Here is a 25,856-nt window from a genome sequence, read left to right on the forward strand (position 1 = left end):
AGAGCAGGGACAGACCGTGGGCGAGCGCGCGCAGCAGGCCGGGACCGCCGGACCGCTGCTGGAGCAGGCGGTGCGGTCGGTGCTGACGGCCCCCGAGGACGCACTGGACCTCGCCCTGGACACCGGGGCGTCGCTGCTGGCCGCCTCGGCCGGGCAGTGGCCCGAGGTCGGCCGGGCGCTGCTCGGCCACGCGGACACCGCCGTCGGCCGCTGCTGGTCCGCCGGGTGGCGGCCGGCCGACCTGGTCCGGGTGGTGCGGCGCGAGCTGAAGCCCGTCCACCTGGCCCTCGCGGTGGACCTGATCGCCGCCGAGGGCCGCCGCCACCCGGCGGCCGCCCTGGACCGGCGCTGGCTGGAGCAGCTGCGCGAGCTGGAGGCCGAGGTGTGGTGGTCCGGCGACGAGGAGTACCTCGGCGCCTTCACCGACCGGCACCGGCTGGACCGCTTCGCGCTCGCCACCGCCGTCCTGGAGCTGCTGCGCACCTGGGGCCGGCTGCCGCCGATCGCCCCGGTGGGGCCCGCCCCCGGGCAGGCCGTGCGGCCGCAGCGCTCGGCGCCTGCGGCCGGCGAGCCGCGGATGCTGGCGCGGATCCGGGCGCTGCTGGCGAAGGCCGAGTCCACCGAGTACCCGGAGGAGGCCGAGGCGCTGACCGCCAAGGCCCAGCAGCTGATGGCCCAGCACAGCATCGACGAGGCACTGCTGGCCGTGGACGGCACCGACCGCGACACCCCGGCGGCGCTGCGGATCGGGGTGGACAACCCGTACGAGGGCCCCAAGACGATGTTGCTGGACGCGGTCGCGGCGGCCAACCGGTGCCGGGTGGTGTGGGCGAAGGAGTTCGGCTTCTGCACCGTGGTCGGCTTCGACGGCGACCTGGACGGCGTCGAGCTGCTCTACACCTCGCTGCTGGTGCAGGCTACCCACGCGATGAACAAGGCGGGCTCCCGCAGGGACTCGCGCAGCAAGGCGTTCCGGCAGTCCTTCCTGGTCGCGTACGCGGCGCGGATCCGGGAGCGGCTGACCGCCGCGACCGAGCGCGCCACCAGCGCCGCCGCGGCCGGGCGGCACCTGCGCGAGGACGGCACCGAGGAGCAGTTGCTGCCCGACGAGCGGCTGCTGCCCGTGCTCGCCGCCCGCTCCGAGGCGGTGGACGAGGAGGTCGGCCGGCTGTTCCCGAAGCTGGTCTCGCAGCGGGTGCGGGTCAGCGACGGGGTGGGCTGGGCGGCCGGACGCGCCGCCGCCGACCGGGCCACGCTGCACGGGCGCGCCGGGGCGATCCGCCGCTGAGGGCGCCGGGCGGGCCCGGCCGGCCCCACCGGTCCCGTCCCGACCCGCGCAAGATCCACAAGAGCCGCCCCGCTTCCCGGGGACCTGATAGAACGTAGTCCGCCAGGAACGAAGGGGGACTCGACGTGACGGAACCGGCGGCGGAATCGGGGTACCGGGACCGGGTGCGCGGAGCACTGCTCGGCGGAGCGATCGGCGACGCGCTGGGCTGGCCGGTGGAGTTCCAGCAGCTCCACCAGATCCAGGACCGGTACGGGCCGCAGGGCGTGACCGCGCTGCCGGCCGGGCCCGGACCGGTCGAGGTGACCGACGACACCCAGATGACGCTGTTCACCGCCGAGGGCCTGATCCGCGGCTTCGTCCGCGGCTGGACGGGCGGCGGCGGCTCGGTGCCGGAGGCCGTGCACGGCGCCTACCGCCGCTGGCTGCGGACCCAGTACCAGGGCGCTCCGGACACCGAGCCGCAGCCCCACCCGTACGACGGCTGGCTGCTGAGCCGGCCCTTCCTGTACGCGCGGCGGGCGCCGGGCAACGCCTGCCTGAGCGGGGTGTCCGAGCACCCGGTGTTCGAGGCGCCGTCGGCGATCGGGCTGACCGGGCCGATCAACCCGGGCTCCAAGGGCTGCGGCACCGTGATGCGCTCGGCGCCGTTCGGGCTGGCCCGGCTGGGCGTCGAGCAGTCCTTCGGACTGGCGGTGCAGTGCGCCCAGCTCACCCACGGCCACCCGACCGGCTACCTCGCGGCGGGCGCCTTCGCGGCGCTCGTCGAGCGGCTCGCGAACGGCACCGAGCCGTGGGCGGCGGTCGGCGAGACGGTGGAGCAGATCCGCGAGCTGCCGAGCTCCAAGGAGACCGTCCAGGCGCTGGCCCGGGCGGTGCGGCTCGCCCAGGAGGCCGAGCCGGCCGCGGAGACGGTGGAGCGGGTCGGGCTCGGCTGGATCGCCGAGGAGTGCCTGGCCATCGCGGTGTACTCGCTGCTGGCGGCCACCCTGGACCCCGACCCGGTGCGCACCGCGCTGCTGCTGTCGGTGAACCACTCCGGGGACAGCGACTCGACCGGCGCGGTCTGCGGCAACCTGGTCGGGGCCGCGTACGGCGCGGCGGCGCTGCCCGCCGAGTGGGCCGGGGCGGTCGAGGGCCGGTCGGAGCTGCGGCAGGTCGCGGACGACCTGCTGGTGCTGTTCGGCAGCCGCGACCCGCTGCACCCCGGGCTCGGCGGGCGCTACCCGGCCTGGTAGCGCGGGCGCGAGTGTGAAGACGGGCGCTACGGCGCCTGCGGGTCGGTGACCTGGCCGAGGAACAGCGGCGCCCCGCTCCGGGTGTCCCGGATCAGGAACAGGAACGGCCGGTCGAGGTGCATCTCGACCGGCCGTTCGACGTTCGGCGCCGCCGCCACGTCGATCCCGGCACCGCTGCCGGCCGCCGCGACCGTGCCCTGCTCGCCGACCTCGATGGTGGCCTTCTGCACGACCGTGCCGACGGCCAGCGGGTCCTTGGCGATGCCGCCGAAGTCGGCCCGGTCGAAGGCCGCCTCCACCCCGAGCGAGCGCAGCGCGGGGGTGAGCTCCTTCGAGGTGCCGAAGTGGAAGCGCGGCAGCCGGAGGTCGACCGGCCGCTCGGCGAGCGCGCCGAGGATGCGGTCCAGCTGGGGCTGGTCCAGGCCCTTGGCGAAGGCGGTGAAGCCGCCCTGCCCGGGGAGGATCAGGTCCATCGCCAACCCGCCGTCCGTGTATGGCAGTTCGACGGCCTGCCAGGGCTCGCCGACGATCCCGCCGGAGCCGTCGGCGTACTTGAACTCCCCGGTCTGCCCCATCGTGGGGACGGCCGGGGTGGAGCCGTCGAGCTTGTGGAACGGGCGGTCGGCGGTGTGCGAGGGCTTGAAAGCGGAGGCCCACTCGGCCTTGAGGTACAGCGCGTCGGTGAGCACCAGCCGGGTGTTCGAGGTGATCGCGTCCCGGCCGAACAGGTCCTTGATCCGGCCGTCGGTGGCCTTCTCCACGGCCGCGTTGACGGTTCTGCGGGCCCCGTCCGGGTCCTTGGCGAAGTCGGTCTGGTGCACGCCGGTGTCGAAGGCGGCGGCGAGGGTGGCCAGGTAGTCCGGTTCCACGGCCAGACCCTGCTGCGTCCAGAGGTCGTCGCTGCGGCGCAGGGTGAGCTTGCCGGTGGCCGGGACCGGCCGGTTCAGCGCGCCGGTGGCGTAGGCGTACTGCCGCGGGTCGAGCCCGGTGTGCAGGGCCTTGGCCAGTTCCCCGGCGGTGGTGCCGCGGGCGCCGGGCAGCAGCATGGCGAGCAGGGTTGCCAGGCCGGACGGGGAGACCACCAGGTTGCTCCCGGCGGCGTCCGGCTGGGCGGTCAGGGCGTGCAGGAGGTCCAGGCCGAAGGCGTCGGTGGCCGCCGCGGTGGCGGCCACCTGGGCCGGGTCCACGGCCGGCCGGCTCGCGGGCGCGGACGCCCGGAGCTCCACGGGCGCGGCGGCTCCGGTGCTGCCGCAGCCGGCGAGCAGCGGCGCGGCGAGCGCGGCCGCGAGGAGCAGCGCCGCCGGGCGGCGGAGGGTGCGACGGGGTGCGGTGCTGCGGTTCGTCATGGCCCTTCGACGCGCCGCCCCGCCGACCGGTTCCGCCCGGCCCGCCCCGCCCGGCGGGCCCGAATCAGTCCCAGAGCGCCCCGAACTCCAGCAGTTCGTCCCGGTGCTCGATCCGCTCCACCCAGTCGGCCGGCCAGGCCGCCTCGCCGTGGTGGGCGCCCGCGAAGGCGCCGGTCAGACAGGCCAGCGAGTCGGAGTCGCCGCTGGAGTACGCGGCCCGGCGGACGGCCGCCACCGGGTCGTCGGGCAGCAGCAGGAAGCAGAGCAGGCCGGTGCCGAGGGCCTCCTCGGCGATCCAGCCCTCTCCGGTGGCCAGGCACGGGTCGGCCTCGACGTCGGGCGCGGCGAGCGCGGCGTCCAGTCGGTCGAGCACCGTGAGGCACTCCTCCCAGCCCCGGGCCATGCCGGCCTGCGGGGAGGGGTCGTGCCAGCGGTCGGCGAGGTCGCCGAGCCAGAACCCGTCGTACCGCTCCCGGCTCGCCAGCGCGTACGCCCGCAGCGCCGCGGGCAGGTCGGCCGGCCGGACGCCCTCGGCCAGCCGCCGCACGGCGTACGCGGTGAGGTCGCCGGCGGCGAGGGCGGTCGGGTGGCCGTGGGTGAGCGCGGACTGCAGCTGGGCGGCGCCGGAGAGCTGCCGGGCGTCCAGGCCGCGGACCAGTCCGACCGGGGCGACCCGCATGTTGGCGCCGCAGCCCTTGGAGCCGACGTCGCTGGCCTGCTGCCAGCGGTACTCCGGGTGGCTGAGCCGCTGACAGGCGCGCAGGCAGGTCATGCCGGGGGCGCGGTTGTTCTGCGGGGAGCGCCACCAGTCGACGAACTCCTCGCGGACCGGCCGCTCCAGCCGCAGCGGGGTGAGCGGCCCGCGCTCCAGGGCGGTGCGCAGGCCGCGGGCGAGGGCGAGCGTCATCTGGGTGTCGTCGGTGACCAGCGCCCGCTTGGGCAGCGGGAGTCGCCGCCAGTCGGGATGGATCCAGGCGATCTCCTCGACCTCGTGGAACTCGGTCTCCTTGCCCAGCGCGTCCCCGATCGCCAGACCCAGCAGCGCCCCCGTCGCCTTGCCCACGGCAGCTCCCCCTCCTCCGTCACACCTCGACCAACAGCTCCTTGAGCCCGCGGATCACGTAGCCCGGGTTCCACTCGGGCTCGCGGACCAGCCGCAGGCCCGGGGCCCGGCGCAGCAGCGTGCCGTAGGACTCGGTGAGTTCCAGTCTGGCAAGCGGGGCGCCGAGGCAGAAGTGGATTCCGGCGCCGAAGGTGATGTGCGGGTTGTCGGTGCGGCCGAGGTCGAGGCGGTCCGGGTCGGCGAAGCGCTCGGGGTCGCGGTTGGCGGAGCCGAAGAGCAGGGCGATCTCGGCGCCGCGCGGGATGGTGACGCCGCGGACCTCGATGTCCTCCAGCACCCAGCGCTCGAACATCTGCAGCGGGGTGTCCCAGCGCATCAGCTCCTCGACGGCGGTGGGCAGCAGCTCGTCGACCGAGCCGCGCAGCCGGGCGAGCTCCCCGGGGTTGCGGAACAGCGCCCACCAGCCGTTGCCGGTGGTGTTGACGGTCGCCTCGTGGCCGGCGTTGAGCAGCAGCACGCAGGTGGAGATCATCTCCTGCTCGCTGAGCGCGTCGGAGCCCTCCTGGGCCTGGATGAGCGCGCTGATCAGGTCCGTCCCCGGGTTCGCCCGGCGTTCGCGGATCAGGGTGCGCAGGTAGTCGGAGAACTCGATGCTGGCGGTGACGGCCCGGCGGGCGACCTCCTCGCTCGGGTTGAGCTCGAACATCCCGGTGATGTCGGCGGACCACGGCCGCAGCAGGTGCCGGTCGCCCTCCGGCACGCCGAGCATCTCGGCGATCACGGCGACGGGCAGCGGCTCGGCGACGGCGGCGATCAGGTCGCCGCCGCCGGCCGCGAGCAGCTCGTCGACCAGTTCCCCGGCCAGCCGGCGCACGGTGGGGCGCAGGCCCTCGACCATGCGCGGGGTGAAGGCCTTGGAGACCAGCCGGCGCAGCCGGGTGTGGTCCGGCCCTTCGAGGTCCAGCAGCCCGTGGTCGTTCAGGGTGTGGAAGGGCTCGTGCGCCGGGTCGGGCGCGGTGCGGCCGAACTCCTCGTGGCTGAAGCGGTGGGTGTAGGTGCGGCCCAGTCGCCGGTCGCGCAGCAAAGCGCTGACGTCCTCGAAGCGCGAGACGAGCCACTGGTTCGTCGGCTCGAAGTACGTCACCGGCGCGTGCTCGCGCAGTTCGGCGTACGCGTCGTACGGGTGGGCCACGAACTCCGCCGACCAGGGGTCGAACTTCGCCGTCGTCGTCATCGGTCGATCACTCCAGGCCAGAAGGGGGAAGCCGGAACGATCATCGTACGCACGCGGTACATCCGGGAATACGACCTTCCGGCCCCTGATCAGGCCCGTTCCCGTACAAGTCGGCGCACCAGCTTCGGCAGCGCCTCCGAGATCGACTCCCGGATCACCTCGGCCGCGGCCTCGTCGTACGGGGTGGGCTCGCCGTTCACGATGATCAGCTTCGCCCCGGTCTTCACCGCGTTGTACGGCAGCGCCGCCACCGGGAACACCTGGAGGCTGGTGCCGACCGCGATGAAGACGTCGCAGGCCCGGACGATCGAGTCGGCCTGCCCGAGCACCTCCGGGTCCAGGTTCTCGCCGAACATCACGATGTTCGGCTTGAGGATCCCCCCGCACTCCCGGCACTCCGGGTCCGGCTCCCCCGCCTCGACCCGCGCCAGCGCCTGCGCCATCGGACCGACCACCCGGCAGCGCAGGCACTGCGTCTCCCGGAGGTTGCCGTGCAGCTCCAGCACCTTGCGGGCGGTCAGCCCGGACTCCTGGTGCAGCCCGTCGATGTTCTGGGTGAGCACCCGCGTCGGCAGCCCGGAGCGCTCCAGGTCGACCAGCGCGCGGTGCCCGGCGTTCGGCTCGGCGGCCAGGGCGGCCGTCTCCAGCCGCATCCGCCAGGCCCGCCGGCGCACCCGCGGATCGTCCCGGTACGGCTCGATGGTGACCAGCTCCTGCGCCGACGGGTCCTTCTGCCACAGCCCCTTCGGGCCGCGGTAGTCGGGGATGCCGGAGTCCGTCGAGATGCCCGCGCCGGTGAGCACGGCGACCAGGGGGCGCTTCGCGTTCATACCCCGGACGGTACGGCCGACGGCCCGTCGGCGGCCACCGAAAATCCGGCGGGGGCCGTTTCGGGCCGAAGGGCGCACATCAGGCCAGCGCGGCCCGCGGCGCGGCGGCCGGGCGGGCCAGCGGGGCCAGGGCGAGCAGGTAGCAGGCGGCGGCGAGCGGGATGAGGGCCAGGTCGACGCCGGTGGCCAGGGTGCCGAGCAGCACCAGCGCCGGGCTCCACCACGGCAGCGCCCGGGAGCGGCCCGCCGCGGCGGCGGTCAGCAGCGCCAGCAGGCCGACGTAGAAGAGCAGCGGCCCGACCTGGTAGACGGCCGGCAGCACGCCGGGGACGCCCTGCACCCGGTCGAACAGCCGGGACTGCTCGGCCTTGTCCGCCGCCACCAGCCCGACGACCAGGTCGACGCCGATCTGCGCCAGCGAGCAGAGCAGCCCCGCGAAGGCCGCCCCCAGGGCCGCCCCGGCCCCGACCCGCCCGGCCGTGCCGCGCGGGGCGAGCCGCCGGTACAGGGCGAGCAGGACCGGGACGAACAGCAGCAGCCCGGCGAACATCGCGGCGTGGCCGGCCGTCCAGCCGGGGCCCGGCGCCCGGGAGCCCGGCACCAGCCGGATGCCGCCGTAGAGCGCCATCAGCGCGGGGGCGCCGACGACGGCGTACGGGGTGAGGCGGGCGATGCGGGTGGTTCGGGCGTCCGAGGTGGCGTTCATCCTGACCTCCGGTGGTGTGGTCCGTTCCGACACCGCAGAGCCTGGCCGCCCGGGCCCTCGTCCCGGATCACCCGCACCGGCGAAAGGGCCGCCTCCCCCGCACGGGGGAGCCCGTCAGGACTCCCCCGCCACCACCGCCCCGGCCTCGTACGCGAACACCACCGCGTGCACCCGGTCCCGCAGCCCGAGCTTGCTCAGCACATTGCTGACGTGCGTCTTCACCGTGTGCTCGCTGACCACCAGCTCGGCCGCGATCTCCGCGTTGGACAGCCCGCGGGCGATCAGCCGCAGCGTCTCCTGCTCGCGCAGGGTCAGCTGCTCCAGCAGCCGCGACGGCGGCCGCACCGCCCGCTCCGGCGCCCCCGGCCGGCGGGCCGCGAACTCGCCGATCAGCCGCCTGGTCACCGAGGGCGCGAGCAGCGCCTCTCCCGAGGCGACCATCCGCACCCCGTGCGCCAGGTCGTCCCGCCGGACGTCCTTGAGCAGGAAGCCGCTGGCGCCCGCGTACAGCGCGTCGAAGACGTAGTCGTCGATGTCGAAGGTGGTCAGCATGATCACCTTGGTGGCCGGGAACTCGGCGCACACCCGGCGGGCCGCCTCCAGCCCGTCCATCACCGGCATCCGGACGTCCAGCAGCAGCACGTCCGGGCCGTGCGCGCGCACCGCCTCGACCGCCTCGGCGCCGTCGCGGGCCTCGGCCACCACCTCGATGTCCGGCTGCGCGTCCAGGATCATCCCGAACCCGGCCCGCACCAGCTCCTGGTCGTCCGCGACGACCACCCGGATCGGCGTCATCCGCCCACTCCCTCCACCACTTCGCCCGTGCCCAGCGGCAGCCGGGCGCTCACCAGGAAACCCCTGCCCTCCGGGCCCGGCCCGGCCTCGGCCCGCCCGCCGCAGGCCGCCGCCCGCTCCCGGATGCCGACCAGCCCGCGGCCGCCGGACCAGCCGACCACGGTACGGCCGGCGGGCGCCGGCACCCCACGGCCGTTGTCCGAGACCACGACCTCCAGCACCTCCCCGGCCCGCCGGACCCGGATCGCCGCCCGGTCCGCCCCGGCGTGCTTGACCGTGTTGGTCAGCGCCTCCTGCACGATCCGGAACGCCGCCGCCTCCACGTCGGCCGGCAGCGGGTCCTGCTCCGCCGGGAGCTCGAGGTCCACCCGCAGCCCCGCCGCACGCACCCGATCGGCCACCCCGGCGAGCTCGGCCAGCCGGGGCTGGGGCGCCAGCTGCCGGCCCGCCTCCGGGTCCTTCAGCACCCCGAGCACCCGCCGCAGCTGGACCATCGCGTCCCGGCCCGCGTCGGCGATGGTGTCGAACGCGCGGATCGCCCGGTCCGGATCGCCGCGCACCACCACCGGCCCGGCCTCGGCCTGGATCACCATCAGCGAGACGGCGTGCGCCAGGATGTCGTGCATCTCCCGGGCGATCCGGGCCCGCTCCTCCGCCACCGCCCGGGCCGCGTCGCTCGCCGCCCGCTCCCCGGCCTCCCGGGCCCGCTCCGCCTGTACCCGGGCCAACTGCCGCTGGGCGCGCACCAGCGAGCCGAACACGAAGGAGCCGCCCGAGGTGAGCACGCTGAACAGCGCGCCGTTCGGCGAATGGGTGCCGATCACGTTGGCGACCACCACGAACGCCAGCACCGGCCAGCGCTGCCAGTCCGGAAAGCGCTCCGCCACGGTGTACATCCCGATCACCGCGTACAGCGGCATCTGCGGGTTCGCCGAGTGCGCGAGCACCGTCACCAGCACCGCGGGCACGCTGCCCACGACCATGAGGGGCAGCGTGATCCGCCGCCGCCAGGGCAGGAACAGCGCGGTGGACACCGCCAGCAGGTAGACCCACCAGGGCCAGTCCGTGTCGTCGTGGTAGACCGACCAGACCGACACCGCCGCCGAGCAGACCGCCAGGAAGGTGTCCAGGACGTACGGGCTCGGGCCGGTCGCCCACTCCCGCCGGATCCGCCCCGTCCGCCACCGCGCCGCGCGCTCCACCACCGCACCTCCCCCGTAGCCGGGGACGCCGCCCCCGCGGAGAAGATCATGCCCCAGCGGCAGGACCTCCGGAACGGCCCGGTCAGGCACCGGTGACCGTCACACCGCCGGTGTCCGCCCGCGCGGTGATCCGGCGCTCCGCCCCCGGCTTCGACGGGATGCCCACCTCCACCCCGCCGACCGAGGCCCGGGCGTCCACCGCGTAGGCCTCCCCGACCGGCACCCGCAGCCGCACCCCGCCGTTCGTGGTGCTCGCCTCGACCGTCGACGGCGCCACCGCGAAGTCGGCCCGCACCCCGCCGTTCACCGCGGTCAGCCGCACCTTCGGGGACCGCAGCCCGTCGGCCTCGACGCCGCCGTTGGTCACCTCGGCCTCCGCCTCGCCGGCCAGCCCGGACAGCCTGACGCCGCCGTTGCCCTCCTTGACCCGCACCTTGGTCCCGGCCGGCACCTGCACCGTGTAGCCGATCCCGCAGTGACCGCAGTCGTACGTCAGCTTCAGCACGCCGTCCGCCACCTCGTGGCTGCTCTTCGGTACGTCCCCCGAGTAGTTCTGCCGCTCGACCACGTGCACGCCGTCGCCGCCGCCGTTCACCACCACGCCGCCGTCGAGCCCCTCGACGACGAGTTCCCGGACCGGCTCCGCCACCCCGTAGCTCAGCGTCCGGTGCTCGTCCTCGCCCCCGAACGGCAGGCACCCCTGCATCCCCAGCACGACCCCCGCCGTGATCGCCACCGCGCCCAGCACCCGCTTCATCCCCGGCCCCTTCGAAAACCCTCGTCCCGACGCCGAGAACCCTCCCGCGGCCGCCTCCCCCACCGCCTCCCCCGCCGGAGCGGTTCCCGCCCCTCCCCCGCACGACGGAGCCGCCCGCCCCGGGAACGCCGAAGGGCCCGGAGGCTGAATGCCTCCGGGCCCTTCGTACTGAGTAGCGGGGACAGGATTTGAACCTGCGACCTCTGGGTTATGAGCCCAGCGAGCTACCGAGCTGCTCCACCCCGCGTCGGTGAACAGAAGCTTACGCGACTTCGGCCGTATGACCTAATCGGATTCCGTCCGCCACCCGCGCAGCCTCGAAAGGGGCCCGGGAACGCCGCAGGGCGGCCACCCGTGAGGGTGACCGCCCTGCGGTCGGTGCTACGCGACTCAGCCGGTGTACGGGCCGTAGTCGTAGTCGTCCAGCGGGACCGCCTGGCCGGAGCCGGCGCCGAAGGGCGACAGGTCGTAGTCGTCGTAGCCGACGGCCGAGTACATCGCGGCCTTGGCCTCCTCGGTCGGCTCGACCCGGATGTTGCGGTAGCGGGGCAGACCCGTACCGGCCGGGATGAGCTTACCGAGGATGACGTTCTCCTTGAGGCCCAGCAGCGGGTCCGACTTGGCGTGGATCGCCGCGTCGGTGAGGACCCGGGTCGTCTCCTGGAAGGAGGCGGCCGACAGCCAGGACTCGGTGGCCAGCGAGGCCTTGGTGATACCCATCAGCTGCGGACGGCCGGAGGCGGGGTGACCGCCCTCGGCGACGACGCGGCGGTTCTCCTGCTCGAAGCGACCGCGCTCGACCAGCTCGCCGGGCAGCAGCTCGGCGTCGCCCGACTCGATGATCGTCACGCGGCGGAGCATCTGCCGGATGATGATCTCGATGTGCTTGTCGTGGATCGACACACCCTGCGAGTTGTAGACCTTCTGGACCTCGGCGACCAGGTGGATCTGGACGGCACGCTGGCCCATGATGCGCAGGACGTCGTGCGGGTTGGTGGCACCCATGGTCAGCTTCTGGCCGACCTCGACCGCCTCGCCCTCGCTGACCAGCAGCTTCACGCGCTTCGAGACCGGGTAGGCGATCTCCTCGCTGCCGTCGTCCGGCGTGATGACCAGCTTGCGGGTCTTCTCGGTGTCCTCGATGCGGACCCGGCCCTGCGCCTCCGAGATCGGGGCCACACCCTTGGGGGTACGGGCCTCGAAGAGCTCGACGACACGCGGCAGACCCTGGGTGATGTCGTCACCGGCCACACCACCGGTGTGGAAGGTACGCATGGTCAGCTGGGTACCGGGCTCACCGATGGACTGGGCGGCGATGATGCCGACCGCCTCACCGATGTCGACCAGCTTGCCGGTGGCCAGCGAGCGCCCGTAGCACATGGCGCAGGTGCCGACGGCCGACTCACAGGTCAGGATCGAGCGGGTCTTGACCTCGCCGATGCCGTGGCGGATCAGCTCGTCGATCAGGACGTCACCGAGGTCGGTGTTGGCGGTGGCGAGGAGCTTGCCGTCCACCGTGATGTCCTCGGCCAGCATGCGGGCGTAGACGCTGGTCTCGACGTCGTCGGCCTTGCGCAGGACGCCGTCCGCACCCACGGAGCCGATCGCCAGCTTCAGGCCGCGCTCGGTGCCGCAGTCCTCCTCGCGAATGATGACGTCCTGGGAGACGTCGACCAGACGACGGGTGAGGTAACCGGAGTCGGCGGTACGGAGGGCGGTGTCGGCCAGACCCTTACGGGCACCGTGGGTGGAGATGAAGTACTCCAGCACGGACAGACCCTCACGGAACGACGCCTTGATGGGTCGCGGGATGGTCTCGTTCTTGGCGTTCGACACCAGACCACGCATACCGGCGATCTGGCGCATCTGCATCATGTTTCCACGTGCACCCGAGTCGACCATCATGAAGATGGGGTTCGTCTTCGGGAAGTTCACGTTCATGGCCTCGGCGACCTCGTTGGTCGCCTGGGTCCAGATGCCGATGAGCTCCTGCTTGCGCTCGTCGTTGGTGATCAGGCCGCGCTCGTACTGACGCTGGACCTTCTCCGCCTTCGCCTCGTAGCCCTCCAGGATCTGGGGCTTGCTCGGCGGGACGACGACGTCCGAGATCGAGACGGTGACACCCGAGCGGGTCGACCAGTGGAAACCGGCCGCCTTCAGGTTGTCCAGGGTCGCCGCGACGACGACCTTGGGGTAGCGCTCCGCCAGGTCGTTGACGATCGCGGAGAGCTGCTTCTTGCCCACCTCGTAGTCGACGAACGGGTAGTCCTCGGGCAGCAGCTCGTTGAAGAGCGCGCGGCCCAGGGTGGTGGTCAGGCGGAAGGGCTCGCCGTCGAACCAGCTCGACTGGCCGTCCTCGTCCACCGGGGCGGTCCAGCCGCGCGGCGGGACGGTGCCGGCCGGCAGGCGCAGCTCAATCGGGGCCTGGACGTCCAGGTCGCGGGCGTCGAAGGCCATGATCGCCTCGGCGGTCGACGAGAAGGTGCGACCGGCGCCCTTCACGTTCTCGCGGTCCGAGGTCAGGAAGAACAGACCGAGCACCATGTCCTGGGTCGGCATGGTGACGGGGCGACCGTCGGCCGGCTTCAGGATGTTGTTCGAGGACAGCATCAGGATGCGGGCCTCGGCCTGCGCCTCCGCGGAGAGCGGCAGGTGGACGGCCATCTGGTCACCGTCGAAGTCCGCGTTGAACGCGGTGCAGACGAGCGGGTGGATCTGGATGGCCTTGCCCTCGACCAGCTGCGGCTCGAAGGCCTGGATGCCGAGGCGGTGCAGGGTGGGCGCACGGTTCAGCAGGACCGGGTGCTCGGCGATGACCTCTTCGAGCACGTCCCACACGACCGGACGGGCACGCTCGACCATGCGCTTGGCCGACTTGATGTTCTGCGCGTGGTTCAGGTCGACCAGGCGCTTCATCACGAACGGCTTGAAGAGCTCCAGCGCCATGGCCTTCGGCAGACCGCACTGGTGCAGCTTGAGCTGCGGGCCGACGACGATGACCGAACGGGCCGAGTAGTCGACTCGCTTGCCGAGCAGGTTCTGACGGAAACGACCCTGCTTGCCCTTCAGCATGTCGCTGAGGGACTTCAGCGGGCGGTTGCCCGGGCCGGTGACCGGACGGCCGCGGCGGCCGTTGTCGAACAGCGCGTCGACGGCCTCCTGGAGCATGCGCTTCTCGTTGTTCACGATGATCTCGGGGGCACCGAGGTCGAGCAGGCGCTTCAGGCGGTTGTTGCGGTTGATCACGCGGCGGTACAGGTCGTTCAGGTCGGAGGTCGCGAAGCGGCCACCGTCCAGCTGCACCATCGGACGCAGGTCCGGCGGGATGACCGGGACGCAGTCCAGCACCATGCCGTTGGGCTTGTTGGTGGTCTGCAGGAACGCGGAGACGACCTTGAGGCGCTTGAGCGCACGGGTCTTCTTCTGGCCCTTGCCGGTGCGGATGATCTCGCGCAGGCGCTCGGACTCCTCCGCCAGGTCGAAGGTCTCGAGGCGGTCCTTGAGGGCCGCCGCGCCCATCGAGCCGGAGAAGTAGGTGCCGAAGCGGTCGCGCAGCTCGCGGTAGAGCAGCTCGTCGCCCTCGAGGTCCTGGACCTTGAGGTTCTTGAAGCGGGCCCACACCTCGTCGAGGCGGTCGAGCTCGCGCTGCGCGCGGTCGCGCAGCTGCTTCATCTCGCGCTCGGCGCCCTCGCGCACCTTGCGGCGCACGTCGGCCTTGGCGCCCTCGGCCTCCAGCTCGGCCAGGTCGGTCTCGGCCTTCTTGGCACGGGCCTCGAGGTCGGAGTCGCGACGGTTCTCGATCTGCTGGCGCTCGACCGAGACGTGCGCCTCCAGGGACGGCAGGTCGCGCTGGCGGCGCTCGTCGTCGACCCAGGTGATCATGTAGGCGGCGAAGTAGATGACCTTCTCGAGGTCCTTCGGCGCCAGGTCGAGCAGGTAGCCCAGACGGGACGGCACGCCCTTGAAGTACCAGATGTGGGTGACCGGGGCGGCCAGCTCGATGTGGCCCATCCGCTCGCGGCGCACCTTGGCGCGGGTCACCTCGACGCCGCAGCGCTCGCAGATGATGCCCTTGAAGCGGACGCGCTTGTACTTACCGCAGTAGCACTCCCAGTCCCGGGTGGGGCCGAAGATCTTCTCGCAGAAGAGGCCGTCCTTTTCGGGCTTCAGGGTGCGGTAGTTGATGGTCTCCGGCTTCTTGACCTCGCCGTGCGACCACTGGCGGATGTCGTCGGCGGTGGCCAGGCCGATGCGGAGCTCGTCGAAGAAGTTGACGTCAAGCACTGGTCGTCAAGCCCTCTTTCGTAAGTCGAGAGTCGTTCATGTGGTCTGAGGGGGGCCTGGGGGCGGGCCGGCCGCTGCTGCGGCCGGCCCAGCCTCCGTCAGACCTCTTCGACGCTGCTCGGCTCGCGCCGGGACAGGTCGATGCCGAGCTCCTCGGCGGCGCGGAACACGTCCTCGTCGGAGTCCCGCATCTCGATGGACTGGCCGTCCGAGGACAGCACCTCCACGTTGAGGCAGAGCGACTGCATTTCCTTGATGAGGACCTTGAAGGACTCGGGAATGCCGGGCTCGGGGATGTTCTCGCCCTTGACGATGGCCTCGTAGACCTTGACTCGGCCGAGGACGTCGTCGGACTTGATGGTGAGCAGCTCCTGGAGCGCGTAGGCCGCGCCGTACGCCTCGAGGGCCCACACCTCCATCTCACCGAAGCGCTGACCACCGAACTGCGCCTTACCACCGAGCGGCTGCTGGGTGATCATCGAGTACGGACCGGTCGAACGGGCGTGCAGCTTGTCGTCGACCAGGTGGTGCAGCTTGAGGATGTACATGTAGCCGACCGAGACCGGCATCGGGAACGGCTCGCCGGAGCGGCCGTCGAACAGGCGGGCCTTGCCGGTGGAGTTCACCAGGCGCTCACCGTCACGGGTGAGGGTGGTGTTGTCCAGCAGGCCGGTGATCTCGTCCTCGCGGGCGCCGTCGAAGACCGGGGTGGCGAGGTTGGTGCCGCCCTGGACGGTGTCGGCGCCGATCGCCTGGAGTCGCTGGGCCCACTCGTCGGCGAGGCCGGAGACGTCCCAGCCCTGCTTGGCGAGCCAGCCGAGGTGGATCTCCAGGACCTGTCCCGGGTTCATTCGGGACGGGACACCCAGCGGGTTGAGGATGATGTCGACCGGGGTGCCGTCCTCGAGGAACGGCATGTCCTCGACCGGGAGGATCTTGGAGATGACACCCTTGTTGCCGTGACGGCCGGCGAGCTTGTCACCGTTGGTGATCTTGCGCTTCTGGGCCACGTAGACGCGGACCAGCTGGTTGACACCCGGGGGAAGCTCGTCGCCCTCCTCGCGGTCGAACACGCGCACGCCGATGACCTTGCCGGACTCACCGTGCGGGACCTTCAGCGAGGTGTCGCGGACCTCACGGGCCTTCTCGCCGAAGATCGCGCGGAGCAGGCGCTCCTCCGGGGTCAGCTCGGTCTCACCCTTCGGGGTGACCTTGCCGACCAGGATGTCGCCGGTGACGACGTCGGCGCCGATGCGGATGATGCCGCGCTCGTCGAGGTCCGCCAGGACCTCCTCGGAGACGTTCGGGATGTCCCGGGTGATCTCCTCGGGGCCGAGCTTGGTGTCACGGGCGTCGACCTCGTGCTCCTCGATGTGGATCGAGGAGAGGACGTCGTCCTGCACGAGGCGCTGCGACAGGATGATCGCGTCCTCGTAGTTGTGACCCTCCCACGACATGAACGCCACGAGCAGGTTCTTGCCGAGGGCCATCTCGCCCTCGTCGGTGCACGGGCCGTCGGCCAGCACCTGGCCGGACTCGACCCGGGCGCCCTCGTCCACGAGCACCTTCTGGTTGAAGGCGGTGCCCTGGTTGGAGCGGGTGAACTTGGCGGCGCGGTACGTGGTGTACGTGCCGTCGTCGTTGGCCACGGTGACGTAGTCGGCCGAGACCTCCTGGACGACACCGGCCTTCTCGGCGGTGATGACGTCCGCGGCGTCGACGGCGCAGCGGTACTCCATGCCGGTACCGACCAGCGGAGCCTCGCTCTTCAGCAGCGGCACCGCCTGGCGCATCATGTTCGAGCCCATGAGCGCGCGGTTGGCGTCGTCGTGCTCGAGGAAGGGGATCATGGCGGTCGCGACCGACACCATCTGGCGCGGCGAGACGTCCATGTAGTCGATCTCGGTGCCCGGGATGTAGTCGATCTCGCCACCACGGCGGCGGACCAGGACGCGCGGCTCCGCGAAGTGCAGGTCCTCGGTCAGCGGCGCGTTCGCCTGGGCGATGACGTAGCGGTCCTCCTCGTCGGCGGTGAGGTAGTCCACCTTCTCGGTGACCACACCGTCGACGACCTTGCGGTACGGCGTCTCGATGAAGCCGAACGCGTTGACCCGGCCGTACGAGGCCAGCGAGCCGATCAGACCGATGTTCGGGCCTTCGGGGGTCTCGATCGGACACATACGGCCGTAGTGCGAGGGGTGCACGTCACGGACCTCGAAGCCGGCCCGCTCACGGGACAGACCACCGGGGCCCAGCGCGGACAGACGACGCTTGTGGGTCAGGCCCGACAGCGGGTTCGTCTGGTCCATGAACTGCGACAGCTGGCTGGTGCCGAAGAACTCCTTGATGGAGGCGACGACCGGCCGGATGTTGATCAGGGTCTGCGGCGTGATCGCCTCGACGTCCTGGGTGGTCATGCGCTCGCGCACGACGCGCTCCATACGGGCGAGACCCGTACGGACCTGGTTCTGGATGAGCTCGCCGACGTTGCGCAGGCGGCGGTTGCCGAAGTGGTCGATGTCGTCGACCTCGACCACGATGTCGCGGCCTTCGTCGTCACGCCACTCGGTCTCGCCCGCGTGCAGCTTCACCAGGTACTTGATCGCACCGATGATGTCGGGCTCGGTGAGCACGCCGGAGTCCAGCGACTCGGCGTTGCCCAGCTTGCGGTTGACCTTGTAACGGCCGACCTTGGCGAGGTCGTAGCGCTTCGGGTTGAAGTAGAGGTTCTCCAGAAGCGTCTGCGCGGCCTCGCGCGTGGGCGGCTCGCCCGGGCGCAGCTTGCGGTAGATGTCCAGCAGCGCGTCGTCCTGGCCCTGGGTGTGGTCCTTCTCCAGGGTGGCGCGCATCGACTCGTACTCGCCGAACTCCTCGAGAATCATCTCGTTGGTCCAGCCGAGCGCCTTGAGCAGCACGGTGACGGACTGCTTGCGCTTGCGGTCGATGCGGACGCCGACCATGTCGCGCTTGTCGATCTCCATCTCCAGCCAGGCACCACGCGAGGGGATGACCTTGCAGGAGTAGATGTCCTTGTCGGACACCTTGTCCAGGGTGGAGTCGAAGTACACACCCGGGGAGCGGACCAGCTGCGAGACGACGACACGCTCGGTGCCGTTGATCACGAACGTGCCCTTGTGGGTCATGAGCGGGAAATCGCCCATGAAGACCGTCTGAGACTTGATCTCACCGGTCTCGTTGTTGGTGAACTCGGCCGTGACGAAGAGCGGGGCCGCGAACGTGAAGTCGCGGTCCTTGCACTCGTCAATGGAGTTCTTCGGCGGCTCGAAACGGTGGTCGCGGAAGGTCAGCGACATCGACCCACTGAAGTCCTCGATCGGGGAGATCTCCTCGAAGATCTCCTCCAGACCGGACTTGGTGGGGACGTCCTGACCACTCTCCAGGGCCGCCTCGACCCGGGCCTTCCAGGCCGCGTTGCCGAGCAGCCAGTCAAAGCTCTCGGTCTGCAGGGCCAGGAGGTTCGGGACCTCGAGGGGCTCCTTGATCTTCGCGAAGGAGACGCGGAGCGGGGCGGTGGATGCGGCGGAATTGTTCGAGGCGTTGCGCGGCGCGGCCAAGAGGGGGGTCCTTCCGAGGGCTCGGAGCTCACTACGCGCGTACCAGCCGGGCCTGCTTGGGCTTGGTGCCGCCTCCCTCGCCACTGGCCTCTGCCGGAGTCGAAACCCCAGGTCAGAGCCGCTTTGCGGAGGCGGTGCCAGACCCCTTCAGGGCAACGCAAACTCCGGGCGACGAGTCACGGAGCAGCTAACAGGCAGCGCAAAGGGACAGTGTAGCCAAAGGCGACACTGCTGTCCAGCTCTGATTCGGAGACCGAATCGGAGACTCCTCCCGGTAGCCGGCGAGCGCAGGCGCCCACCGGGTACTGCTCTAACTCACGTGGAGTCATTTCCCGCCGGAGCCACTGGTTATGCATCCAGCAGCGGACCAACCGGGCGGACTCGCGCCTTGAGAATCGCGCGCCGCGCCGGGTTCGTCAAGGGCCCACCGGCGGTGCGGGCCTCGATCGGTCTATCGGTCCGGAGCCCCTCCGCGTTACAGAAACCGTGGTGGGGCCGCCCTCGACGACGGTGATCACCATACCCCCCGGCACCGACGCTGCCGAGTGGGCCGCCGGCCGCACCGGCGGGCCGGACCGGCCGGTCGGGGGAACCGGGCCGTGGACGGCCCGACGGGGCCCGGCCCCGGCCCGGAAACGCGAAAAAGCCGGGCCGACCACCCACAAGGGTGATCGGCCCGGCTTCAGGCCCCCTCAGAGGGGGCGAGAAGTCACTTGACGGTGACCTTGGCGCCGGCACCCTCGAGGGCGGCCTTGGCCTTCTCGGCAACGTCCTTGGCAACCTTCTCCAGGACCTTGGCACCAGCGGTGTCAACGAGGTCCTTGGCCTCCTTCAGGCCGAGGGAGGTCAGGGTGCGCACCTCCTTGATGACCTGGATCTTCTTGTCGCCAGCGGCCTCGAGGATGACGTCGAACTCGTCCTGCTCCTCAGCGGCCTCGGCGGCCGGGCCGGCAACGCCGGCGGCGGCAACGGCGACCGGGGCGGCGGCGGTGACGTCGAACTTCTCCTCGAAGGCCTTCACGAAGGCGGCCAGCTCGATGAGGGTGAGCTCCTCGAACTGCGCGAGCAGCTCGTCCTGGGACAGCTTCGCCATGATGGCGTCCTTCCACTAAATCGGCAGGTTGGTGCCGGATGTACGGGTGGGGCGGGCGTACGGGCCCGCAGCGAGGCGTGAGCCTGCCGAATTACTCGGCGGCAGCGTCCTCGGCGGCGGGAGCCGGCGTACCGGCACCGCCCTGCTCGACCTTGTCGCGCAGCGCGTCCACAGTGCGGACGAGCTTCGACGGCAGGGCCTGGAAGAGCGCGGCAGCCTGGGACTGCTTGGCCTTCAGGGCACCCGCCAGCTTGGCGAGCAGCACCTCGCGGGACTCGAGGTCCGCGAGCTTCTTGATCTCATCGGCGGACAGCGCCTTGCCGTCAAGGACACCGCCCTTGATGATGAGAGCGGGGTTCTCCTTGGCGAAGTCACGCAGAGCCTTCGCCGACTCCACCGGGTCACCGGTGACGAAGGCAACAGCCGTCGGACCGTTGAACAGGTCGTCGAGCTCCGTGATCCCGACCTCATTGGCCGCGATCTTGGTCAGCGTGTTCTTCACCACGGCGTACTCGGCGTTGTCGCCGAGCGAGCGACGCAGGGTCTTGACCTGCTTCACCGAGAGACCGCGGTACTCGGTGAGCAGCGCCGCGGAGGAGCCACGGAACTTGTCCGTGATCTCGGCGACGGCAGCAGCCTTGTCGGGCCTGGCCATAGGCTTACGCCTCCTTCCGTGATGTCGAAGTCGGGCCGACCGCGAAAGTCGACCTAGGTCGCCGCGGACCGATTGGACGGAAGGAAAGCTCCTGCGTAAATGCAACGAGCCCCGGTGCGCAGGGGCACGGGGCTCGGAACGACCTCGACGGGCGGCCGCGCGAACGCGGAACCCGGAAGTCGAAGCTCCAGACACACCTGCGCGGGCTGCCTGCGACGAAGCGCAGATCCTTCGGCCACCTGCTCCCTGACGGGGGCGTGGTGACAACCAGCGGTCTTTGGCTTCGGCCAGATTAGCCGGAGGCGTTCGCAAGGTGCAAATCGCCCTCGGACGGAGCAGGCCCGGAGCGGCTCAGCGGGCCAGCGGGGAGACCGTCCGGACGCCGGTGTCCACGGTGTCCGACTCGGCCGGCGCCTGCGCCGAGAGCAGCGCCCCGGCGTGGTCGGTGTAGAGCACCGAGTCGTCCGCCCGGCCGCTGTCCCCACTGCCCGTGCGCTGGAGCCGGACCAGCTGGTCCTTGTCGTTGAGCCAGAGGTCCAGGGTGAGCGAGAGCGAGCCGCCGGGCGCGAGCGCGGTCCGCAGACCGTCCCGGCGGGACGGGGTCAGCTGGGTCTGGGCGGCCGCGTACCTCTCGGCGGTGGTGGCGACCCGGTAGTGCTCGACGGTCGAGTCCTCGAACTTCTCCTCGCCGACGAAGACCGGGTCCGTCCCCTCGGCGGTGGCCGCGGTCAGCGCCTCGACCGGGTTCAGCAGGTCGATCAGCCCGGCGTACGGGATCTCCTTGTGGCCGTCCGCGTCCGGCGGGACGGTGAAGCGCTCCCAGTGCTTCCCGCCCTGCCGGGCGGCGGTGGCGGCGTCCCCGCCCTGGTAGGCGACGGTGTCCACGACGATCAGCTGCTCGGCCTCGGCCGGGGTGGAGCGCTTGATCTGGAGCGCGGTCTTGGGCTGCCAGAACAGCGGGCCGGACCCGGCGTCCGCGCCGAGCCGGTAGCTGACCTTGGCCCGGCGGGCGGTCTGCATGGCCAGCTGGGCGGAGAGCAGCACCCCGTGCGGCGAGCGGTCGGTCGGCTTGGCCTGGGCGCTCGGGGAGGCGGTGGAGGGCGAGGCGCTGGTCTGGCTCGGGCTGCCGGACGGCGTGGCGGTCGCACCGCCGCCCCCGCCGCACCCGCTCAGGCCGCTCGCCAGCAGGACGACGACGGTCACTGCCGCCAACCGCTGCCGTCCCGCCATCGCCCGTTCCCCTCTCGCCCGGCCCCGTCCGACGGCGGCCTCGTTCGGGCCACCTTGCCACCCGTCCCCGGCCCGCCCGGCGGCGGCCCCCCTGGGGTCCGCGGATTCCGCCGGGTCGGCGGAGCCGGTCGGCCGGGCGGTCGGGTCAGCTGGAGGAGCCGCTCTTGCCGAGCTTCGCCAGCGCGGAGGCCTCCACCACGTCGGACGCGGCCGGCGGGGCGACGTTGACCGGGGTTCCGTAGTCCGAGTAGAGGACCGAGGTCTTGAACATGCCCGCCTTGGTGTCCCCGGTCTCGGTCCGCTTGACCACCAGCTGGTCGGCGTCGACCCAGACGTCGATCCGCTCCTTGGTGATGCCGGCCGTGGTCAGCTTCTGCTTGATCTGGTCGAGCTTCTCCGGGGTCAGGCCCTTGCCGGACGCCTTGGCCATGTCGTCGATGCTGAGCTCGCCGAAGTAGTGGGTGGTGGCCTTGCCGGCCACCGTCTCCTCGCCGGCCTCGGTCACCTTGCCGGTCGCGATCAGCAGCCGCACGCCCTCGACCGGGTCCGCGTCCTTGAACTGGTCGGTCGACCCCCCGGTCGCCTTGGCCTGGTCGGCGGCGCTGTAGTGCACCCAGTGCTTCCCGTCCAGGAGCTCGACCGCGTCACCACCGATGCGCAGGTACATCCCGTCCTTGGTGAAGCGGTACGGCGCCGACTCGCTGCCGGTGAGGAGCGCGATGCCCTTACCCACCGGGGAGCTGGAGAAGTCCATCGTGAGGTCGCCCTGGATGCCGTCGCCCCAGTGGATGGCGCCCGAGCCCTTCATGGCGATCTCGCCGATCGTGATGGTCTCGTCGACCTTGGCCGAGTTGGCCGCGCTGGTCTTCTGGGTGACCTGCTCCAGGAAGACCGCCGGGCTGACCTTCGCCGGCTTCGCGTCGGTCGTCGGGGCGGCGGCCGACGGGGCGGCCGGGGCGGCCGTGGTCGGCGCGGCCGGGGCTGCCTTCTTGTCGTCGTTGTTGTCGCACGCGGTCGCGGTCAGCGCCAGAGCGGCGATGACGACGGCGACGGCGGCGGTGTTGCGGGTTCCAGCCATGATTCCCCCCTTGAGGACCCCGGGCGCGTGACGCGCCCGGGGGTGCAGCCGGTCGGTGCGGGTGGGCTCGGTGTCCGGTCCGGCCGGATCAGCCGAGCAGCTTGAGCAGGTCGGATTCCTTGCCGAGGTCGCTCGCGGCGGGTGCGGTGATCGCGGCGGCCTTGCCGAGGTCGGAGTACTTGATGGTGACGGCCTTCTTCTCGCCGTTGGTGTCGCCGTACTCCTTGTACTGGACGAGCTCCTGCTTGGCGTTCAGCCAGAAGTCGATGGTGAGGGTCTTGCCGTCCTCCTCCAGCGTCTTCTGGGCGGACTTGCGCTGGTCCGCCGAGAGCGACGTCATCCCGGCCACCAGCGCGGCGGTGTCCTGCTCCGCCCGCAGGTGGACGGTCTGGACTCCGTCCACGGCCTCCTGGCCGACCTTGGAGAGCTTGCCGCTCTGGGCCCCGACGGTGAGCAGGATGACCGGGTTGGTCATCTGGCCGACCATCCGGAAGCTGTCGCCCGTCTGGTCGGCGGGCATCTTGATCCAGTGCTTGCCGCCCAGGGCCGGGGCGATGTCGTCGCCGCCGCCGAGGTAGGCGTCCGTGCCGAGCACCCGGATCCGGAGCTTCTTGCCCTCGATGTCGCTGGCCATGTCCACGGCCGCCTTGGCCGGGTCCTTCCAGTCCGCGTCGCCGGTGCCGCCCGGGTCGGTGGGGTCGGCCGGGGTCATGGTGATCTTGCCGTTGCCGGCCTTCTGCATCACCACGGCCGCGGCGGCCAGTGCGGCCTTCGGGTCCGCGTTGAGGGCCGCGGCAAGCGGGTCGGCGGGCTTGGCGTCGGCGGACTTGGTCTCAGCGGGCTTGGCCTCGCCGGTCTTGGTGTCGCCGGCCTTGGCGTCGCCGCCCTTGGCGTCACTGCCGCAGGCGGTGGCCGCACCGAGCAGGACGGCCGCCGTCGCGACGGCCGAGGCGAGGCGCAGAGCGCGCATGGAGCTACCCCCGAGAGTTTCCTGATATCCCATGGAAGAACTGATTGTCAGCTCTTCCCATGTTCTTTTCACGCGGACTCTAACGGATCACCCGATTACCCACACACCGGATATCCCCTCCCCCTCGACCCCCGTCGGCCTCCCCGTCACCCGGCCGGGGTCGTCGGTGCCGTGTCCGCCGCCCCCGGAGCCGAGACATCGGTCGTGGTCACCGTGGTTCCCGCGCTCCCCCGGACCGTCTCACGCAGCCGCAGCAGCTGCATGCCGGGCCCGATCCAGACGTCGTAGCCGATCGTCGCCACCCCGTGCTGCCGGTACCAGTCCAGTGTGGCGGCGCGCTGCTTCGGACTCAACTCGTCGTCCTTGCCGAACAGTTCGGCCAGCGGCGCGGAACCCTGGTAGTGCGCCACGGTCACCCCGGCCAGTTGCTCGCCGCCGAGCGAGCGGAGTGTGACGCCCTGGGCGACCTCGTACGCCCGGCTGCCCGGGTTGGTGATCAGCGCCGTCGTCCAGCCGCCCGCGAAGCCCTCCGGGTCGGGGCCCGCCGCGGGGTCGACCGCCTCGGCGGTCCGCCGCTCCGCGTGCTTGGCCGCGCCGCCCTGGTAGACGAGGTCGAGCGCACCGTCCTTGACGGTCAGCAGTCCACTGCCCAGCTCGTCGGTGACGGCCAGTCGGGCCTCGTCCGCCGCGCCCCAGACCAGGGAGCCGCTCGCGGTGCGCCGGCCCGCCGGGCCCTCCTGGACCACGTCGATCCGGGCGCTGCCCGAGTCGTCCAGCGCCTGCGCGGCCGTGAGCACCACCTGCTTGGGCGGCACCGGCGCCGGCCTTCCGGGGGTGCCGGTGGTCGGGGCGGCCAGCAGGCTGCACCCGGTGGTGGTGGCGAGCAGCAGGGCTGCCACGAGAACGGTGGGGCGGGGGGCGGGCGGCACGGCACACTCCGGCGGTCACAGGTTCTCCACGTGCTGACCGGCAGAGCGTACGACGGTTCGGCCCGCCGTTCCCATCCGCCGGTGTCCCGATCGGGCAACCGTTGCGGCCCACCGGCCCCGCCCCGGCCCCGTTCGGCCCCGCCCCGGCCGCGCCCGGGAACGACGGCGGGCCCGCACCCCCGGTGAAGGGGGTGCGGGCCCGCCGTACGGACTGCTCTAGAGCACTGGGGCTCAGACCGCGGCCGGGTCCTCCTCGACGAGGAGGTTGCGGGTGCGGTTCGGGTCCACCAGGATGCCGGGGCCCATGGTGGTGGAGAACGCGGTCTTCTTGATGTACCGGCCCTTGGCGGCGGACGGCTTGGCGCGGAGCACCTCGTCCAGCGCGGCGGCGTAGTTCTCGACCAGCTGCTCGTCGGTGAAGGAGGCCTTACCGATGATGAAGTGCAGGTTCGAGTGCTTGTCGACGCGGAACTCGATCTTGCCGCCCTTGATGTCGTTGACAGCCTTGGCGACGTCCGGGGTCACGGTGCCGGTCTTCGGGTTCGGCATCAGACCACGGGGGCCGAGCACGCGGCCGAGGCGGCCGACCTTGCCCATGAGGTCCGGGGTGGCGACGACGGCGTCGAAGTCCAGCTTGCCCTTCGCGACCTCGTCGATCAGCTCGTCGGCACCGACGATGTCGGCGCCCGCAGCACGCGCGGCCTCGGCACGCTCGCCGGTCGCGAAGACCAGGACCCGAGCGGTCTTACCGGTGCCGTGCGGGAGGATCACGGTGCTGCGGACCATCTGGTCGGCCTTGCGCGGGTCGACGCCCAGACGCATGGCGACCTCAACGGTGCCGTCGAACTTGGTGGTGCTGGTCGCCTTGGCGAGGCGGACGGCCTCGAGGGGGGCGTAAAGGCGCTCGCGGTCGACCTGGGCGTCCGCGGCCTTCAGGGCCTTGCTGCGCTTCATGGCTGCTCCTGAATGGTGATTGGAGTTGTGGTGTTCGACGGGCCTGCGCAGGCCCTACCACGGGGGACGGCTGAGCCGTTTTGTCCCTGGTGGGACGGGGGCGCTCAGCCCTCGACGGTGATGCCCATCGACCGGGCGGTGCCGGCGATGATCTTCTCCGCGGCGTCCAGGTCGTTGGCGTTCAGGTCGGGCATCTTCGTGGTGGCGATCTCACGGACCTGGGCGCTGGTGAGCTTGGCGACCTTGGTCTTGTGCGGCTCGCTGGAGCCCTTGTCGACACCCGCGGCCTTCAGGATGAGGCGCGCGGCCGGCGGCGTCTTCGTGATGAAGGTGAAGGAACGGTCCTCGTAGACCGTGATCTCCACCGGCACGATCATGCCGCGCTGCGACTCGGTCGCAGCGTTGTAGGCCTTGCAGAACTCCATGATGTTCACGCCGTGCTGGCCCAGCGCGGGGCCGACCGGCGGCGCCGGGTTGGCCGCGCCGGCGTTGATCTGGAGCTTGATAAGCCCCGTGATCTTCTTCTTCTTGGGAGGCATGTCTCTCCGGGTCCTTCCGAGAGGTGATTGCTGGTGCGTGCGGAACCGGGGCGACACCCGGCCGCCAGCACACACATCGGACCAGGCTAA

At 71.6% G+C, this 25,856-nt stretch carries 20 protein-coding genes and 1 tRNA gene; 2 read left to right on the plus strand and 19 right to left on the minus strand.

What is annotated here, in order from left to right; translation table 11 throughout:
• The first annotated feature begins 16 nt into the window (after nt 1-16).
• A complete protein-coding gene (locus ACGF13_RS00985; RefSeq protein ID WP_392867407.1) occupies nt 17-1,288 on the plus strand; it encodes a DUF2786 domain-containing protein in 1,272 nt (423 codons plus the stop codon).
• Between the two features lie 125 nt (nt 1,289-1,413).
• On the plus strand, nt 1,414-2,526 hold the full coding sequence (locus ACGF13_RS00990; RefSeq protein WP_392867409.1) for an ADP-ribosylglycohydrolase family protein: 1,113 nt from the start codon (nt 1,414-1,416) through the stop codon (nt 2,524-2,526).
• A gap of 26 nt (nt 2,527-2,552) precedes the next feature.
• On the opposite strand, the gene ACGF13_RS00995 is transcribed toward ACGF13_RS00990, so the two are convergent.
• The 19 genes from ACGF13_RS00995 to rplK form a co-directional block, all read right to left on the minus strand.
• A complete protein-coding gene (locus tag ACGF13_RS00995) occupies nt 2,553-3,872 on the minus strand; it encodes a serpin family protein (RefSeq protein ID WP_392867412.1) in 1,320 nt (439 codons plus the stop codon).
• 64 nt (nt 3,873-3,936) lie between these two features.
• On the minus strand, nt 3,937-4,935 hold the full coding sequence (locus ACGF13_RS01000) for an ADP-ribosylglycohydrolase family protein (RefSeq protein ID WP_392867415.1): 999 nt from the start codon (nt 4,933-4,935) through the stop codon (nt 3,937-3,939).
• Between the two features lie 19 nt (nt 4,936-4,954).
• Nucleotides 4,955-6,169: a cytochrome P450 gene (locus ACGF13_RS01005; protein WP_392867418.1), complete on the minus strand. Its 1,215-nt coding sequence runs from the start codon at nt 6,167-6,169 to the stop codon at nt 4,955-4,957.
• An 89-nt stretch (nt 6,170-6,258) separates the two neighbouring features.
• Nucleotides 6,259-6,999, minus strand: a complete 741-nt coding sequence (locus ACGF13_RS01010; RefSeq protein ID WP_392867420.1) for an NAD-dependent deacetylase — start codon at nt 6,997-6,999, stop codon at nt 6,259-6,261.
• A gap of 79 nt (nt 7,000-7,078) precedes the next feature.
• A complete protein-coding gene (locus ACGF13_RS01015) occupies nt 7,079-7,705 on the minus strand; it encodes a hypothetical protein (protein WP_392867423.1) in 627 nt (208 codons plus the stop codon).
• A gap of 114 nt (nt 7,706-7,819) precedes the next feature.
• Nucleotides 7,820-8,500, minus strand: coding sequence for a response regulator (locus ACGF13_RS01020; RefSeq protein WP_392867426.1), 681 nt, complete (start codon nt 8,498-8,500; stop codon nt 7,820-7,822).
• A complete protein-coding gene (locus ACGF13_RS01025) occupies nt 8,497-9,705 on the minus strand; it encodes a sensor histidine kinase (protein WP_392867429.1) in 1,209 nt (402 codons plus the stop codon). Before ACGF13_RS01025 ends, ACGF13_RS01020 begins: the two co-directional genes overlap by 4 nt.
• Before the next feature lie 79 nt (nt 9,706-9,784).
• Nucleotides 9,785-10,459, minus strand: coding sequence for a DUF4097 family beta strand repeat-containing protein (locus ACGF13_RS01030; protein WP_392867431.1), 675 nt, complete (start codon nt 10,457-10,459; stop codon nt 9,785-9,787).
• Nucleotides 10,460-10,632: 173 nt separating this feature from the next.
• A tRNA-Met gene (locus ACGF13_RS01035) sits at nt 10,633-10,706 on the minus strand.
• A gap of 143 nt (nt 10,707-10,849) precedes the next feature.
• A complete protein-coding gene (locus ACGF13_RS01040) occupies nt 10,850-14,743 on the minus strand; it encodes a DNA-directed RNA polymerase subunit beta' (protein ID WP_392867434.1) in 3,894 nt (1,297 codons plus the stop codon).
• A 98-nt stretch (nt 14,744-14,841) separates the two neighbouring features.
• Nucleotides 14,842-18,318, minus strand: coding sequence for a DNA-directed RNA polymerase subunit beta (gene rpoB / locus ACGF13_RS01045; protein ID WP_392867437.1), 3,477 nt, complete (start codon nt 18,316-18,318; stop codon nt 14,842-14,844).
• Nucleotides 18,319-19,027: 709 nt separating this feature from the next.
• Nucleotides 19,028-19,411 carry a 50S ribosomal protein L7/L12 gene (gene rplL / locus ACGF13_RS01050; protein ID WP_359823749.1) on the minus strand — a complete coding sequence of 128 codons (384 nt, stop codon included), beginning with the start codon at nt 19,409-19,411 and terminating at the stop codon, nt 19,028-19,030.
• 91 nt (nt 19,412-19,502) lie between these two features.
• Nucleotides 19,503-20,066, minus strand: coding sequence for a 50S ribosomal protein L10 (gene rplJ / locus ACGF13_RS01055; protein ID WP_045693068.1), 564 nt, complete (start codon nt 20,064-20,066; stop codon nt 19,503-19,505).
• Between the two features lie 351 nt (nt 20,067-20,417).
• Nucleotides 20,418-21,296, minus strand: a complete 879-nt coding sequence (locus ACGF13_RS01060; protein ID WP_392867440.1) for a hypothetical protein — start codon at nt 21,294-21,296, stop codon at nt 20,418-20,420.
• Nucleotides 21,297-21,441: 145 nt separating this feature from the next.
• The gene (locus tag ACGF13_RS01065) at nt 21,442-22,374 is read right to left on the minus strand and encodes a hypothetical protein (protein WP_392867443.1); all 933 of its coding nucleotides are present in this window, start codon (nt 22,372-22,374) and stop codon (nt 21,442-21,444) included.
• A gap of 88 nt (nt 22,375-22,462) precedes the next feature.
• Nucleotides 22,463-23,344, minus strand: coding sequence for a hypothetical protein (locus ACGF13_RS01070; RefSeq protein WP_392867446.1), 882 nt, complete (start codon nt 23,342-23,344; stop codon nt 22,463-22,465).
• 146 nt (nt 23,345-23,490) lie between these two features.
• On the minus strand, nt 23,491-24,273 hold the full coding sequence (locus ACGF13_RS01075) for a hypothetical protein (RefSeq protein WP_392867448.1): 783 nt from the start codon (nt 24,271-24,273) through the stop codon (nt 23,491-23,493).
• A 231-nt stretch (nt 24,274-24,504) separates the two neighbouring features.
• On the minus strand, nt 24,505-25,227 hold the full coding sequence (gene rplA, locus ACGF13_RS01080) for a 50S ribosomal protein L1 (protein WP_218198318.1): 723 nt from the start codon (nt 25,225-25,227) through the stop codon (nt 24,505-24,507).
• A gap of 104 nt (nt 25,228-25,331) precedes the next feature.
• On the minus strand, nt 25,332-25,766 hold the full coding sequence (gene rplK / locus ACGF13_RS01085) for a 50S ribosomal protein L11 (RefSeq protein WP_359897545.1): 435 nt from the start codon (nt 25,764-25,766) through the stop codon (nt 25,332-25,334).
• Nucleotides 25,767-25,856: the final 90 nt, after the last annotated feature.

Origin of the sequence: Kitasatospora sp. NPDC048286 (assembly GCF_043201735.1) — a bacterium.
Lineage (GTDB): Bacteria > Actinomycetota > Actinomycetes > Streptomycetales > Streptomycetaceae > Kitasatospora.